We start from the raw sequence: 14,683 nt of genomic DNA, 5'->3' as shown, positions 1-14,683 counted from the left end.
GACGCCGGGCAACCGCTCTCCCGCCGCGCGCTGCGCGCCCCGGGGGCCGCGCGCGCCGCCGGGGCCAGGACCGCCGCCGCGGCGACCACAGCTCTGGCCGGGGCCGGAAAGGCCGCTTCGGACACAGCATTCCAGCTGGGAGGCTGGGCCCGCCGTCAAAGTTCCGCGCGCATCGGCGCCGCCGTGGCCGCCGCCGTCGTCGTCATGGGCCTGCTGATCTGGGGGCTGACTTCGCTGGGCGGCGGCAGCAAGCAGGCTGCCGCCGATTCTGCCCCGACGGCCGCCGCGACGCCGGCCGCCCCTGTGAGCCGGGGACCGCTGCCGCTGGAGGGGGTCGGCCCGCTGGACTTCCAGCTCGGCGACTGTTTCAGGGATTTCGATCCGGAGGCGACGCAGTCCACCATTGTGGACTGCACCACGGGACACTCGGCCCAGCTGATCGCCATCCATCTCTATCAGGCACCGGACGCCTATCCCGGCCTGACCGCGCTGAAGGACAAAGGCCGCGAGACGTGCCGCAATGCGCAGTTGGCCGCTGCCGCCACCACCTACAGCCTGCTGCAGCGCAACGCCTACCCGAGCTCCTCGAGCTGGGACAACGGCGACCGCCGCGTGGACTGCTACGTGACCGCGGATGCCGGCAACGTCATCATGGAATCGCTGGTCCCCTAAAGGGTTCCACCGGCCCCGGCAGGGGTCTGCGCAAAAGAACTGCCAGCCGGAGCACGCTCCGGCTGGCAGTTCTTTTCTGGTGCTGCGTTAGTCCTTGCGGCGGACGGAGAGCCCGCTGCCGGCGGAGGCACCGCCGTCGGCCCGCTCCGACGCGTCGACGCCGCCCATGGTCAGCTCGGTGAGGTCCGGGGCGGTGTCCACCAGCACGGTGTCGCCGTCCGCGATGTCGCCGGCCAGGATGGCCTTGGCCAGCCGGTCGCCGATCTCGCGCTGAACCAGGCGGCGCAGCGGCCGCGCACCGTAGGCCGGGTCGAAGCCGGTCACCGCAAGCCAGGCGCGGGCCCCCTCGGTCACTTCCAGGTTGAGCCGGCGGCCCTTGAGGCGTTCGCCGAGTTCCTTGACCTGCAGCTCCACGATCCGGGACAGCTCCTCGACGCTCAGCGGGTCGAACAGCACCACTTCATCGAGCCTGTTCAGGAACTCGGGCTTGAAGGAGGCGTGCACCGTGGCCATGACGGCCTCGCGCTTGGCATTGGCATTCAGGGCCGGGTCGACCAGGAACTGGCTGCCGAGGTTGGACGTCAGCACCAGGATCACGTTGCGGAAGTCCACGGTGCGGCCCTGGCCGTCGGTGAGCCGGCCGTCGTCGAGCACCTGAAGGAGGATGTCGAACACCTCGGGGTGGGCTTTTTCCACCTCGTCCAGCAGCAGCACGGAGTACGGGCGGCGGCGGACGGCCTCGGTCAGCTGGCCGCCTTCCTCGTAGCCCACATAGCCGGGGGGCGCCCCGACGAGCCGGGCCACGGAGTGCTTCTCCGAGTATTCGGACATGTCAATCCGCACCATGGCGCGTTCGTCGTCGAACAGGAAATCGGCCAGGGCCTTCGCCAGCTCGGTCTTGCCGACGCCCGTGGGGCCGAGGAACAGGAAGGAGCCGGTGGGCCGGTTGGGGTCGCTGACTCCGGCCCGGGCCCGGCGGACGGCGTCAGAGACCGCGGTGACGGCCTTGGTCTGGCCGATGAGCCGCTCGCCGAGCACGTGCTCCATCTCGAGCAGCTTCTGGCTCTCGCCCTGCAGCATGCGGCCGGCGGGGATGCCGGTCCAGGCGGAGATCACCTCGGCGATGTCGTCGGCGGTGACCTCTTCGGCCACCATCAGTTCGTGCTTGGCCCCGCCGCCGGCCACCCGGGCCGACTCCGCTTCGGCGGCTTCGTTGAGTTCCCGCTCCAGGGCGGGAAGTTCGCCGTAGAGGATCCGGGAGGCGGCCTCGAGGTCGCCCTCGCGCTGGAACTTCTCGGCGGCGGAACGCAGTTCGTCGATCCGGGCCTTGAGGTCGCCGACGCGGTTCAGGCCCGCCTTCTCGGCTTCCCAGCGGGCGTTCAGCCCGGCGAGCTCTTCCTTCTTGTCCGCCATGTCCGCCCGGATCGCTGCCAGCCGCTCCACCGACGCCGGATCGGTCTCGTTGGCCAGCGCCAGTTCCTCCATGGTCAGGCGGTCCACCTGGCGGCGCAGCTGGTCGATCTCCTCCGGGGCGGAATCGATTTCCATCCGCAGCCGGGATGCGGCCTCGTCGACGAGGTCGATCGCCTTGTCCGGGAGCTGGCGGCCGGAGATGTAGCGGTTGGAGAGTGTGGCGGCGGCGACGAGGGCGGAGTCGGCGATGGCAACCTTGTGGTGCGCCTCATAGCGCTCCTTGAGTCCGCGCAGGATGCCGATGGTGTCCTCCACGCTCGGCTCCCCGACGAAGACCTGCTGGAAGCGGCGTTCCAGCGCGGGGTCCTTCTCGATGTTTTCGCGGAACTCGTCCAGCGTGGTGGCGCCGATCAGCCGCAGCTCGCCGCGGGCCAGCATGGGCTTGAGCATGTTGCCGGCGTCCATGGAGCTGTCCCCGGATGCGCCTGCCCCCACCACGGTGTGGATCTCGTCGATGAAGGTGACGATCTGACCCTCAGAGCCCTTGATTTCCTCCAGTACGGCCTTGAGGCGTTCCTCGAATTCGCCGCGGTACTTGGCGCCGGCCACCATGGACGCGAGGTCCAGGGCGATCAGGGTCTTCCCGCGCAGGCTTTCGGGCACGTCGCCGGCGACGATCCGCTGGGCGAGGCCTTCGACGACGGCGGTCTTCCCGACGCCGGGTTCGCCGATGATGACAGGGTTGTTCTTGGTGCGGCGGCTCAGCACCTGGATGATGCGGCGGATCTCGGCGTCGCGGCCGATCACCGGGTCCAGCTTGCCGGAGCGGGCAATCGCGGTGAGGTCGGTGCCGTACTTCTCCAGGGCCTGGAAGGTGTTTTCGGGGTCGGCGGTGTCCACCTTGCGGTCGCCGCGGACACCCGGGAGGGCTGCGAGCAGGGCCTCGTGGGAGGCGCCGGCGTCGCGCATCAGCTTGCCGACGGCGTCACTTCCGGATGCGAGCCCCAGCAGCAGGTGCTCGGTGGACACGAACGTGTCGCCGAGGCGCTCGGCCTCGCTCTGGGCATTTTTGATGGCCTGCAGGGCGGTGCGGGACAGCTGAGGCTGCTGCACTGAGCTGCCGGAAGTCGAGGGAAGGGCCTTGATCGCGGTGCTGGCCTGAACGCTGACGGAATCCGGGTCCGTGCCGGTGGCGCGGAGGAGCGCCACGGCCACACCCTCACGCTGGTCCATCAGCGCCTTGAGCAGGTGGGCGGGTTCGAGCTGGGGGTTGCCCGCCGTCGAGGCATTCATGGCGGCTGCCGCAAGCGCCTCCTGGCTCTTGGTGGTGAATTTGGCGTCCAAAGAGAGCTCCTTCCGGGAACATGCTGATATTAAAGTTGAGTCTACTCCGCTCAACTTTGCATGGAGTCCCTTTTTGCTCCATGTTTGCCGACGGCGGAACTGCTGTCTAGGGCCGGAGTCCCCGCGGGGCGCCCGCTTCACTCCCGGGGGGACATGCCCCCAAGAGTTGGACCGCGCGAACGGACCGCGCGGGGGGGCATGCCCTCCGCGCGGGCGGGCCACTGGACATAATCCCCATATGCCCGCTCCCCGGGCCCGGGACTGGACATGTCCCCAAGAATTGGACCGCGCGAATGGACCGCGCGAGTGGGCATGCCCTCCGCGCGGGCGGGCCGCTGGACATACTCCCGATATGCCCAATCCCGGGGCCGGAGAATGGACATGTCCCCAAGGCTTGGACCGCAGGAATGGACATGTCCCGCGCGCCGGCGGCGTCCGCCTCGACACGTCCGCGGCCCGGACCCCCGCAGCCGAGCAGCCCAAGCCCCCATTAAACCCATTCGACGGCCGGCCCCCCAAGGAGCCGACCGTCGATGATGGATGCTGGTCCGATGTCGGCGGACCGGCTCCGCGGAACGGTCGAGGGAACCGCTCCCACGTGGGGATTTGACTGCTCATACATCTTGTCACACCTATGACAAACCTGTCACGTACATTTCTGGAGTTTCCCGTGGGTAGTCTTTGTCCATGGATGAGACAGCGGCAACGAAGCACCACACCACCCGATCCGTTTTCCTGGACAAGGAGCACCCTGCCGCTTGGCGGGCCCTCAACGGACTGGGCCTGAAAGCCAAGGAGGCTGCGGATGAGGCCGGCCTGGACCGGACGCTGGTCGAGCTGTTGAACGTCCGTATCTCGCAGATCAACGGCTGCGCGTTTTGCCTGGACCTGCACGTGGGCGACGCGGTGAACAACGGCGAATCCACCCAGCGTCTGGCCGTCCTCCCGGCCTGGCGGGACACGGACCTCTTCACCGAGAAGGAACGCGCCGCCCTGACCCTGGCCGAGGCCATCACCAACATCTCCGACGCCGGCACCCGTGAGCACGAGGGCGCTGCCGCCCGGAAACACCTCACAGACGGGGAGTTCTCCGCCATCAGCTGGCTGGTGATCGCCATGAACGCCTTCAACCGGGTGTCAATCGTCAGCCAGCACCCTGTCCGCAAGGGCCGCGGGTAACCGGCCACCGCCGGCCGCTTCCAGCCGCGGACAACCACCCGCGCCGTCACGCCGGGTAGATCGATACCGCCGCGGCTTTGACCACGAAATAAACCTCAAGGCCGGGAGCCAGGCCGAGGTCCGCGGAGGCCGCAGGGGTCACGTCCGCGGACAGTTCGCCGGCGCGGACCCGGATCTGGTCCCCGTGCGGCTCCAGGTCCGTGACCGTGACGCGGAACGAATTCCGCGGGCTGCCGTGTGCCTCGCTCAGGAACACCGACACGGCCGACGGCGGAAACGCCGCCACACCGGCCTGCCCGGGCACGAGCGGCGCATCATACTGGCCCGCGAACTCAAGGCCCCCGGCGGACCGGATCCCCGCGGACGTCACGGTCCCGGCCACCAGGTTCAGCCCGGCCAGCCCCGCGGCGAAGCGGCTGCGCGGCCGCCGCAGGACGTCACGGGTGGGCCCGTCCTCGGTGATCCGGCCCTGCTCCATCACGATCACCCGGTCCGCGAGCATGTAGGCGTCCAGGACGTCGTGGGTAACGATGATGGCACGCCGCCCGGCCAGCACCCGCTTGAGCAGCCGCCGCAGCAGCGGTGCCGCGTGGATGTCCAGGGCGGAGAGGGGCTCATCCAGCAGCAGTACCTCCGGATTCACAGCCAGGGCACGGGCCGCCGCCACACGCTGGGCCTGCCCGCCGGAGAGTTCCCCGGGCCGGCGGCCGGCGAGGTCGGCGCCGTCGACCTCTGCCAGCCAGTGCCGGGCGGTTTCCCGGGCTTCCCGCTTGGGAACCCCCGCGCTCCGCGGCCCGAAGGCGACGTTTTCGAGGGCACTCAGATGCGGAAACAGCAGGGGGTCCTGGGCCAGCAGGGCGGTTCCGCGGCGGTGCGGCGCGGTCCAGGTGTGCACGCCTGCGCCAAGCTCGAACAGCACCCTGCCGTTCACTGCGGACCGGCCGGTGTCCGGGCGGAGCAGCCCGGCGATCACGGCGAGCAGGGTCGATTTCCCGGCCCCGTTCGGGCCGAGCACGGCAACCGTCTCGCCCGGCGCCAGGCTCAGCGACACCTCAAAGCGGCGGGCGGCGAGGACGGCGTCGAAAGTGAACGTCATGAGGCCACCCGCCCCGGGATGCCGTTGCGGACCGTCCTGCCGCGGGACCCCGCAGGCGCCGGTCCCCGGTAGGAGAGCCCGACGACGATGACCGCCACCACGACCAGCAGCAGGGACAACGCGACGGCGGCATCGGCGTCGGTCTCTCGCTGCAGGTAGATTTCCAGCGGCAGCGTGCGGGTGACGCCCTGCAGGCTGCCGGCGAAGGTGAGGGTGGCACCGAATTCGCCCAGGCTTCTGGCGAAGGAGAGCACGGCCCCGGATGCGAGCCCGGGCAGGACCAGCGGCAGGGTGACCCGGCGCAGCACGGTGGTGGGGCGCGCGCCGAGGGTCGCGGCTATGGCCTCGTACCGGCTGCCGGCCGACCGGAGGGCGCCCTCGAGGCTGACCACGAGGAACGGCAAGGCCACGAAGGTCTGGGCGAGCACCACCGCCGTCGTCGTGAACGCGATCTGGATGCCGGCGATCTCCAGGCTCCGCCCCAGGAGGCCCTGGCGTCCGAAGGCATAAAGCAGCGCGATGCCGCCCACCACAGGGGGCAGCACGAGCGGCAGCAGGACGAAGGAACGCAGCAGCCGCTGGCCCGGGAAGTCGCCGCGGGCCAGCACGAGCGCGAGCGGGACCCCGAACAGCACACACAGCACCGTGCTCGCGGCGGCCGTGCGGAGGCTGAGCCCGAGGGCGGTGAGCGAGGAGTCCGAGGTGATGAGCGGGATGAACTGCGGCCAGTTGACCCGGCCCAGCATGGCCGCGAGCGGCAACAGCACCAGCAGCGCCCCGACGGCGGCCATGGCCGCGACCCAGCGCGGAATCCCGTTGTAAGTGCTGTCCCTCCGGCGTTTCATGCGAACCTAGGGGGTTCCGAAGCCGGCGCCGCGGAGGAGCTGCTGGCCGTCCGGGCCCATGACTGTCCCGATGAAAGCGGCCGCGAGGTCCTTGTTCTTACTGGTCCGCACCGCGGCGATCGGATACGTGTTCACGGCCCGGGCCGACGCGGGGAAGGGGATTTCCTGCACCTTGTCCTTCGCGGCCTGAACGTCGGTGACGTAGACCAGACCCGCATCGGCCTCTCCGGCGCTGACTTTGCCCAGGACATCGGTCACGGACGACTCCTCGCTGACCGGCGTCAGTGTGATGCCGGTGTCCCGCTCGAGAGTCTTCGCGGCCGCGCCGCAGGGGACCTGCGGCGCGCAGATGACAGTCGTCACGCCGGGCCTCGCGAGATCCGCAAAGGAGGCGATGGACGCGGGGTTCCCCGGCGGCACGGCGATGGTCAGCACGTTGCTCGCGAAGTCCCTGGGCGATCCGTCCACCAGTCCCGCGCCGCTGAGTGTGGCCATGGTGTTGGCATCGGCGGAGGCGAAGACGTCCGCCGGGGCCCCCTGGCTGATCTGGGTGGCGAGGTCGGAGGACCCTGCGAAGCTGAGGGTCACGGTGGTTCCCGGGTTCGCGGCCTCGAACTGCTCGGCGAGCGCCGTGAACGGGGCCCTGAGGGAAGCCGCGGCAAAGACAGTGACGGTGGCGCAGGCGCCCCCGGTCCCGGCTGGTGCGGCGCAGCCCGGCAGCCCGGCGGCGCCGGCTCCCGCCACCAGCACGGCGGCGGCCCTCAGAGCGGCCCTCATAGAACGCCTTTGCCCTTGGGCGTTTCGATGATCACGGTGGTGGCCTTGACGACGGCGGTCGCAACCGAACCGAGCTCCAGGCCAAGCTCCCGCACGGCCTCGCTGCTCATCAGGGACACCACCCGGAACGGCCCGCACTGCAGTTCCACCTGCGCCATGACGGTATCGGCGGTGATGGCCGTGACGAGGCCGACGAAGCGGTTGCGGGCCGAGCTGCCCGCTTTGGCCGGGTCAGCCGGCAGCTGGGCCTGCTCCCGGGCGAGCCGCGCGAGTTCCAGCCCGTCGACGGAGAGCCGGCCGGCGTCGTCCTTGAGCGGGGTCAGGCTGCCGTTCTCGGTCCAGCGCCGGATGGTGTCATCGCTGACACCCAGCAAACGGGCCGCCTCGGACACTCGGATATTAGGCATAGGGACACTCTAGTCCGCATCTGCGGAGTAGAGGCTGATAATGGTCCGCAAAAACGAAACGGGCAGGACGGCGGTCATGGGCCTTCCGGCAACTGCGTCCTCTAGCGCCGGCGCTGCCACCGGACTTAAAATTTACCGGAGGGGTGGAGCCGCGGTCGCCTAGGAGCACCGCCGTGAAGTGGATTACACCTGTTGACCCGGGCTATGACGAGTCCCGGACTCTGTTCAACGCCATGATCGACCGCCGCCCGGCGGTGATCGCCCCCTGCAGCACCCCGGCCGACGTCGCCGAAGCGCTGAAATACGCCAGGGAGAGCGGCCTGGCCGTCGCCGTCCGCGCCGGCGGTCATTCCGTGGCCGGCATGTCACTGAACGACGGCGGCCTGGTGGTCGATGTACGGCCCATGAAGTCCGTCAGTGTGGACCCGGAGGCCCGCACGGTCAGAGCCGGGGCCGGACTGACGTGCGGTGAATTCGACCGGGCCACCCAGCAGCATGGCCTCGCCCTCACCGGCGGCCGCGTCTCCACCACGGGCCTGGCCGGCTTCACGCTCGGCGGCGGCTCGGGCTGGCTGGAGCGGGCCTTCGGCTTTGCCTGCGACGACCTCCTTTCCGTGGACCTGGTGACCGCGGCCGGGGAACAGGTCACCGCCAGCGCAGCGGAGAACCCCGAGCTGTTCTGGGCGCTGCATGGCGGCGGCGGGAATTTCGGCGTCGCCACGTCCTTCACCTTCCGGCTGCACCAGCTCGGCCCGACGGTCCACGCGGGCCTGATGCTGTGGCCGGGCGACGCGGCGGATGAAATCAGCCGGGGCTACCGCGAACTGGCACTCGCGGCACCGGACGAGGAATGCGCCACCATCGCCTACCTCACTGCGCCGCCCGAACCGTTCGTGCCTCCGGAGATGGTCGGCAATATGGCGGTCGGCGTCGTCTACGCTTACGCCGGGGATGCTGCGGAAGGTGCCGAACACGCCAAGCCCTACCGCGCGCTGGGACCCGCCGTGGACCTCCTGGAGGACACTGGCTACGCCGACTTCCAGTGCTCGCTGGACGATCCGCCGGGCAAGTACAACTACTGGAGCGCGGACTACCACAATGAACTTTCCGATGCCGCCCTCGACGTCATCATCGATTCCGCCCGCCAACTGCCGGGGCCGAGTTCCCAGATGCTGGTGCCCCACTGGGGTGGGGCGGTGGGCGGCCCGGCCGCAGCGGCGACCCCGCTGCTGAACCGGAACGCCAGCTGGGTGACCCACCCCTTCGGCCTGGGCGAAACCCCGCAGGGCGGGCAGGAGGCGAAGGCCTGGGCCAAGAGGTTCCGGGAGGACATCGCGCCTTATGCGACCGGGGGCGTGTGGCTGAACTTCATCGGCGACGAGGGTCAGGAACGGGTCCGGGCAGCCTTCGGCGAGGAGAACTACAACCGGCTGGCCCTGGTGAAACGGGAGTTCGATCCGGAGAACACCTTCCGCGGAAACCAGAACATCCGGCCCGCCACTTCCTGATCAACGGGCCAGTCCCACCGGGCTTGGAGCTCCGGCTGTGAGACGGTTGGTAAGTAACGTGACCATCCGATAGTGGGAGACAAAGCAGCATGGGCAGTCCGGTTAAGACAACACCCTGGAGCGACAGCCTGGGCCGCGCCAGCATCAGGACCGCGCAGGTGCTCCTGTTGCTGGTCCTGACAGTGGTGGTGGTCTACGCCCTGATCCAGGTGCGGCTCGTGGTGATTCCGGCACTGCTCGCCCTGATCCTTGCCTCCGCCATCGCGCCCCTGGTCCACTGGCTGCGCCGCCGCGGCTGGCCCAGCACCGCCGCCACCACTTTCTCGTTCGTGGCACTCCTGCTCGCGTTCGGTGCCGTCATCACCGGCATCGTCTTCGCCGTCATGAGCCAGGCGGACGAACTGGCCAGCAAGGCCACGGAGGGCTTCGACCGGGTCTACGACTTCATCCGCACGGGCCCCATCCCCATCGATGACCAGCAGATCCAGCAGGCGCGCGACGCCGCCATCGACTTCGCCACCAGCAGCACCGTCGGCGCGGGCGCCATCTCCGGACTCAGCGCGGCCGGCAACTTCATCACCGGCGCAGTGCTCATGGCGGTGATCCTGTTCTTCTTCCTGAAGGACGGCGAGAGCATCTGGGCGTTTGTGCTGCGGGCGTTCAAGGGCGAGAAGCTGGTCAAGGCACGCCGCGCCGGGGACCGGAGCCTCAACGTGCTCGGCGGCTATGTGCGCGGAACTTCCATCGTGGCCTTCGTGGACGCGTTCTTCATTGGCCTCGCCCTGGTGATCATGGGCGTGCCGCTCGCGCTGCCGCTCGCCGCGCTGACCTTCATCGGAGCCTTCATCCCGCTGATCGGCGCCACCCTGGCCGGTATCCTCGCGGCGCTTGTCGCGCTGGTCGCCAACGGTCCGTTCGCGGCCCTGGTCGTCATCATTGTCGTGATCGTCGTCCAACAGCTGGAGGGCAACTTCCTGCAGCCCGTGGTGATGGGCCAGGCGCTGAACGTCCACGCCCTCGTCATCCTGCTGGCCCTCACGGCCGGCACCATCCTCGCCGGCATCGTCGGCGCGATCCTTGCCGTCCCCCTTGTGGCGGTGGCCTGGGCAGCGATCAAGGCGTGGAACTCAGGAGGCGACGTCACTCCCGGGGACATCGCGGAAGCCGAACACGAGACCCGGCTGAATGAAAAGGGCGAAGGTGTGCGCTCCAAACCGGTTCATGCGCACACCCAGGAGGAGCGGCAGTCCGACACCGCGGCTGCTGACGCCAGTTAGGGCTGATCCGCGGCGGGATTAGACTTCCCCCATGGCCATTTATCTGGACCCTCCGCTCTGGCCGGCGCACGGAACACATTTCTCGCACCTGATCTCGGACACCTCGCTGGAGGAACTGCACGCCTTCGCGGCGGCGGCCGGCATTCCGGACAGGGCGTTCGACGGCGACCATTACGACGTCGCCGAGGTCCGCTACAGCGCTCTCGTGGCCTCCGGAGCGGTGCCGGTGGAGGGCCGCGTCCTGGTCCGCAAACTGATCGCCAGCGGCCTGCGGATCCCGGCCCGGCGGCGCAGCAGCTCACTCAAGCTGCCCCTGCTGACGCGCTGGAATGCCGTGTTGCCCGGCCACGACGCGCTCTTCCTGGACCTGCTGGACCGCTGGGGCGAGGAGCACCGGAAGTACCACGGCCGCACGCACCTGCTGGCCGTCCTGGAGGCCCTGGACCTTCTCACCGGACCCACCGGCCCGCCCCGCACCGTGCTGCTCGCCGCCTGGTTCCACGACGCCGTCTACCTTGGCATCGCGGGCCAGGACGAGGAGGACTCGGTCCGGCTCGCCGAGGACCGGCTGGCCCACGCCGGTCTTCCCGCGGCTGACGTGGACGAGGTGGCCCGCCTGGTGCGGATGACGGCCGACCACCTGCCCGCGGCGGGCGACGGGGCCGCCGCCCTGCTTAGCGACGCCGACCTCTCCGTGCTCGGCGGGGACCCGGCAGCCTACGCCCGGTACCGTGCCGCCGTCCGGCAGGACTTTGCACACATCGGCGACGACGACTTCGCCGCCGGACGCGCCGCCGTCGTCCGCCAGCTCCTGCAGCTGGATCCGCTCTTCCACACCCCGCGGGGCCGGGACCTGTGGCTGGACGCGGCGCGGCGGAACCTGCAGGAAGAGCTCGGGTAGGCGGAGCACTGCATACAGCCTCCCTCCCTCCGGACCGTAGAACCACAACGCGGGGTCACTTAGCGCCCATAAATCCCCTCAGGATGGGCGCTAAGTGACCCCGCGTTGCTTTGGTGTTGCTTGGTCCTGCCTGGTCTGTCAGGGGCTGTGGCGGAGGTGCTCGGCGAGCCGGTCGAAGGACTCGCGCCAGCCGATGCCCTGGCGGTCGCGGTTGTCAATCGTGTCGAAGGGACCCTGGAAGAACGTCATCCGGGTGCCGCCGTCGATCTCCTCCAGCTGGAAGGTCACCTCGGTCTCAAACCCGCGGGTGCCGTCCGGCTTGTCCCAGGCATGGGTGAAGATCAGCAGATTGGGAGGTTCGATGTCCGTGTGGACGCCGCTCCACCAGTTTGCCTTCCCGGTGCTGTCCTGGACCCTGCAGGCGCGGTAGAGGCCGCCGATCTCCAGATCCGCGTCGATGCTCTCGCGGGGAACATGGAACCCGCGGGGCCCCCACCAGGACGCTGCCTGGTCCGGGTCCGTCAGGGCGGACCACACTGTGGCAATGGGGGCCTGGAATTCGCGGGTGATGACCAGCATCAGGTCTTCGGCCGGAGCGGCGGACTCCCCTGGGCCGGACGATGCGGGAACGGCTGTGGCGTGCTCGGACATTGCGGGACTTCTCCTCTACAACGGTTAGCGGCGGGCCTTGCTATAGGCCGTCACAAAGGGCTTGTCACTCGGGACGATCTGTTTGCCAAGCGGCATCAGCGAGATCGGGATGAGCTTGAGGTTGGCGATGGCCAGCGGGATGCCGATGATGGTGATGGCCATGGCGAAGGCGGTCACCACGTGGCCGATCGCGATCCAGATGCCCGCGACGAGCAGCCAGATGACGTTCCCGAGCAGGGAGAAAACCCCGGTGCCACCCGGACGGTCCACCACGGTGCGCCCGAACGGCCAGAGCGCATAGTTGGCGATCCGGAACGACGCGAGCCCCCACGGGATGGTCACGATCAGCAGGCAGCAGATGATCCCGGCCACGAAGTAGCCGAGCGAGAGCCAGAGTCCGCCAAAGAGCAGCCAGATGATGTTGAGCAGTGTCTTCATGGCTCCATTCTCCCCTGCCGGAGGCCAATCCGGACTAGGGGTTCACCCTGAACATTTTCCGAAATGTGTCCCGGAACCGGGGAAGCGGGTCGGCAGCTTTGCGAACGCACGAAAGGGCACAATACTGGGAGCATGCCTGCACTCCTGAAAATTGCCCTGATCGTTGCCGTCGTCCTGCTGGCCGTCGGGCTTGCGGTGAAGGCCGTGCAGTTCCTGTTCTACGTGGGCCTCCTGGTCCTGGTGGGGGCCGGCATCATGTTCTTCCTGCGCCGCTCGCGCATCACCCGCTGATGCCGCCCGCCCGGGACGCGCGCAGATGATGAGCATCGGGGACCTGCTGGGCCCCATTCTCGAAGTCATGACGTGGGTGGGTTTCGTCCTGGGCCTGCCGCTGCTGGTGTGGGGCTGGATTTCCCGGCGGCGGCATTGCCAGTGGGCCGGGACCACCGGCCAGGTGATCAGCGCCGGCGGGTTCACGGGCTACAGCTGGACGGACCACCACGACGTCGACCACCGGTCCCTGTTGCCGGCGGCCGAGTCGCACGGCCTGGTGGTCGGGTCCGACGTCGAACTCTACTACGACGTCTGCCACCCGTCCCGGTGGGGACTCACCCCGCCAAAGCAGGACAATGCCGCCTGGGTCCTGGGCTGGATCCTCACCGGGGTGGGGATCGTTTCCACGGTCGGCGGCTTCGTCCTGCTGCTGTTCTAAACGCTTCACTGCCCTGCCGGCTGCTCCTGCTTCACCAGGGCCGCCTCGACATTGATCTTGACCTTGTCGCTGACCAGCAGGCCGCCGGCCTCAAGCGCGGCGTTCCAGGTCAGGCCGAATTCCTTGCGGCTGATGTCCGCCTCCGCGCTGAAGCCGGCCCGGGTGGCGCCGAACGGGTCCACCGCGATCCCGGTGAACTCGACTTCCAGGTCCACCGGCTTGGTGATGCCGCGGATGGTGAGGTCGCCGGTCAGCACATAGTCCTCGCCGGCGCCCCTGATTCCCGTGGCGCGGAACGTCATGTCCGGATACTCTTCGACGTCGAAGAAGTCAGCGCCGCGGACGTGGGCGTCGCGTTTGGCGTCGCCGGAGTCGAAGCTGGCGGTCTTGATGCCGGCATGAAGGCTGGAGTCGGCGAGGGAATAACCGACATGGGCCTCCGCCGTGGCCTCGTTGAAGCGGCCCCGGACCTTGCTGATGCCGGCGTGGCGGACGGTGAAGCCGACTTCGCTGTGGGACATGTCCAGTGTCCAGACGCCAGGGGTCAAACCTTCGGGCAGTGTCACAACGGTCTCCTTCGCAGGTGGCGGGACGGGCCCGCCGGGTCGTCGGGGTACTCCCCCAAGGAGCCATGCTAGCCACGGCGCCGCGGCCCGGCTAGCCTTCCGCGGAACCTGAGGGGGCCGCCACAGCCGCGCCTTGGGCGCCCCGCCCGGCGGCGTCGACTGCCAGCTCCTCGGCGATGGTGTCAGGGGCGACGACGTAGCTTCGCCCGAAGCGGGCCACCACGGGAGGGCCCGGCGGCATTCCTGCCGCGGGGTTCAGGCTCCGGGGGTCAGGGTTTCGCGGCCAGTGACTTCGCCGCCGCCACGAAGTCCCGGATTCTGGCCACGTCCTTCACCCCGCGGGAGGACTCGACGCCGGAGGAGACGTCCACGCCCCAGGCACCCGCCTGCGAGGCGGCACCGGCGACGTTGGCGGGATCCAGCCCGCCGGCCAGCAGCCAGTTGCGCCCCGCCAGCCCCTTGTCGCGGACCGAAGCGTAGTCCCAGGCCTCGCCGGAGCCGGGGACGGCGGCGTCGATCAGGAGCAGGTCCTCGCCCCAGTCAGCGAACGCCCCGGGCGCGGCGGACATGGTGACGGCCCGGATGAGCCTGAACCCGGCGTCGTGCACGGTACGCACGTCCGCCGGAGTGCGGTCGCCGTGCAGCTGGACCCAGCCCAGGCCGGCCTCACGGGCCAGCGCGACGGCGTCCGCCGCGGCTTCGTGCCGGAAGACGCCGACGGCGGGGAGGCCTGCCGGGACGTGGGCCAGGAGTTCCCGTGCCTGCGCCGGCGTCACTTCGCGGGGGCTGCGGGTCAGGACGAAGCCGACGGCGTCCGCCCCGGCCTCCGCCGCGGCCCGGACCGATTCGGGGGTGCTGAGCCCGCATACCTTGACGAACATCCGGCTCCTTCTTCGG

The 14,683-nt window shown here is 69.3% G+C and carries 17 protein-coding genes; 7 read left to right on the top strand and 10 right to left on the bottom strand.

Going from position 1 to position 14,683, the window contains the following annotated elements; translation table 11 throughout:
* Window positions 1–672 (top strand): septum formation family protein (locus ACZYX4_RS13985; protein ID WP_463876868.1); only part of this gene is annotated, 672 nt, incomplete at its 5' end.
* Between the two features lie 87 nt (window positions 673–759).
* Here the strand turns inward: ACZYX4_RS13985 and clpB are convergent.
* Entirely contained in the window at window positions 760–3,429 is a 2,670-nt protein-coding gene (gene clpB / locus ACZYX4_RS13980; RefSeq protein ID WP_463876866.1) for an ATP-dependent chaperone ClpB, read from the bottom strand.
* Between the two features lie 687 nt (window positions 3,430–4,116).
* Here clpB and ACZYX4_RS13975 point away from each other — a divergent pair.
* Window positions 4,117–4,608: a carboxymuconolactone decarboxylase family protein gene (locus ACZYX4_RS13975; protein ID WP_463876864.1), complete on the top strand. Its 492-nt coding sequence runs from the start codon at window positions 4,117–4,119 to the stop codon at window positions 4,606–4,608.
* 46 nt (window positions 4,609–4,654) lie between these two features.
* Here ACZYX4_RS13975 and ACZYX4_RS13970 read toward each other — a convergent pair whose 3' ends face one another.
* From ACZYX4_RS13970 to ACZYX4_RS13955, 4 genes are read right to left on the bottom strand one after another with little or no spacing between them, the layout of a single operon-like run.
* Entirely contained in the window at window positions 4,655–5,704 is a 1,050-nt protein-coding gene (locus tag ACZYX4_RS13970; protein ID WP_463876862.1) for a sulfate/molybdate ABC transporter ATP-binding protein, read from the bottom strand.
* On the bottom strand, window positions 5,701–6,549 hold the full coding sequence (locus ACZYX4_RS13965) for an ABC transporter permease (RefSeq protein WP_463876860.1): 849 nt from the start codon (window positions 6,547–6,549) through the stop codon (window positions 5,701–5,703). Before ACZYX4_RS13965 ends, ACZYX4_RS13970 begins: the two co-directional genes overlap by 4 nt.
* Window positions 6,550–6,555: 6 nt before the next feature.
* The gene (modA, locus tag ACZYX4_RS13960) at window positions 6,556–7,326 is read right to left on the bottom strand and encodes a molybdate ABC transporter substrate-binding protein (RefSeq protein WP_463876858.1); all 771 of its coding nucleotides are present in this window, start codon (window positions 7,324–7,326) and stop codon (window positions 6,556–6,558) included.
* Window positions 7,323–7,733 (bottom strand): TOBE domain-containing protein, encoded by a 411-nt coding sequence (locus tag ACZYX4_RS13955; RefSeq protein ID WP_463876856.1) that lies wholly within the window; start codon window positions 7,731–7,733, stop codon window positions 7,323–7,325. The genes modA and ACZYX4_RS13955 overlap by 4 nt, the downstream gene beginning before the upstream one ends.
* A gap of 173 nt (window positions 7,734–7,906) precedes the next feature.
* Between ACZYX4_RS13955 and ACZYX4_RS13950 the strand changes: the two genes are divergently transcribed.
* The 3 genes from ACZYX4_RS13950 (at window position 7,907) to ACZYX4_RS13940 (ending at window position 11,419) form a co-directional block, all read left to right on the top strand.
* Window positions 7,907–9,241 carry an FAD-binding oxidoreductase gene (locus ACZYX4_RS13950; RefSeq protein WP_463876854.1) on the top strand — a complete coding sequence of 445 codons (1,335 nt, stop codon included), beginning with the start codon at window positions 7,907–7,909 and terminating at the stop codon, window positions 9,239–9,241.
* 89 nt (window positions 9,242–9,330) lie between these two features.
* Window positions 9,331–10,518 carry an AI-2E family transporter gene (locus ACZYX4_RS13945; RefSeq protein ID WP_463876853.1) on the top strand — a complete coding sequence of 396 codons (1,188 nt, stop codon included), beginning with the start codon at window positions 9,331–9,333 and terminating at the stop codon, window positions 10,516–10,518.
* A gap of 31 nt (window positions 10,519–10,549) precedes the next feature.
* Window positions 10,550–11,419 (top strand): DUF4031 domain-containing protein, encoded by an 870-nt coding sequence (locus tag ACZYX4_RS13940; RefSeq protein ID WP_463876851.1) that lies wholly within the window; start codon window positions 10,550–10,552, stop codon window positions 11,417–11,419.
* 138 nt (window positions 11,420–11,557) lie between these two features.
* Here ACZYX4_RS13940 and ACZYX4_RS13935 read toward each other — a convergent pair whose 3' ends face one another.
* Window positions 11,558–12,070: an SRPBCC family protein gene (locus ACZYX4_RS13935; protein ID WP_463876849.1), complete on the bottom strand. Its 513-nt coding sequence runs from the start codon at window positions 12,068–12,070 to the stop codon at window positions 11,558–11,560.
* A gap of 24 nt (window positions 12,071–12,094) precedes the next feature.
* Window positions 12,095–12,508: a YccF domain-containing protein gene (locus ACZYX4_RS13930; protein WP_463876847.1), complete on the bottom strand. Its 414-nt coding sequence runs from the start codon at window positions 12,506–12,508 to the stop codon at window positions 12,095–12,097.
* 132 nt (window positions 12,509–12,640) lie between these two features.
* Between ACZYX4_RS13930 and ACZYX4_RS13925 the strand changes: the two genes are divergently transcribed.
* Together ACZYX4_RS13925 and ACZYX4_RS13920 are read left to right on the top strand one after the other, a co-directional pair.
* On the top strand, window positions 12,641–12,799 hold the full coding sequence (locus tag ACZYX4_RS13925; protein ID WP_463876845.1) for a hypothetical protein: 159 nt from the start codon (window positions 12,641–12,643) through the stop codon (window positions 12,797–12,799).
* A 25-nt stretch (window positions 12,800–12,824) separates the two neighbouring features.
* Window positions 12,825–13,220 carry a hypothetical protein gene (locus tag ACZYX4_RS13920; protein ID WP_463876843.1) on the top strand — a complete coding sequence of 132 codons (396 nt, stop codon included), beginning with the start codon at window positions 12,825–12,827 and terminating at the stop codon, window positions 13,218–13,220.
* 5 nt (window positions 13,221–13,225) lie between these two features.
* Here the strand turns inward: ACZYX4_RS13920 and ACZYX4_RS13915 are convergent, their stop codons facing one another.
* The 3 genes from ACZYX4_RS13915 to ACZYX4_RS13905 form a co-directional block, all read right to left on the bottom strand.
* Entirely contained in the window at window positions 13,226–13,786 is a 561-nt protein-coding gene (locus ACZYX4_RS13915) for a YceI family protein (RefSeq protein ID WP_463876841.1), read from the bottom strand.
* A 91-nt stretch (window positions 13,787–13,877) separates the two neighbouring features.
* The gene (locus tag ACZYX4_RS13910; RefSeq protein ID WP_463876839.1) at window positions 13,878–14,027 is read right to left on the bottom strand and encodes a hypothetical protein; all 150 of its coding nucleotides are present in this window, start codon (window positions 14,025–14,027) and stop codon (window positions 13,878–13,880) included.
* 28 nt (window positions 14,028–14,055) lie between these two features.
* Entirely contained in the window at window positions 14,056–14,667 is a 612-nt protein-coding gene (locus tag ACZYX4_RS13905; RefSeq protein ID WP_463876837.1) for a phosphoribosylanthranilate isomerase, read from the bottom strand.
* Between the last annotated feature and the right edge of the window lie 16 nt (window positions 14,668–14,683).

Source organism: Pseudarthrobacter leeuwenhoeki (assembly GCF_055412885.1).
Note: the sequence above shows the minus strand (reverse complement) of the source record. Positions and strands in the feature narration are given on the sequence as shown.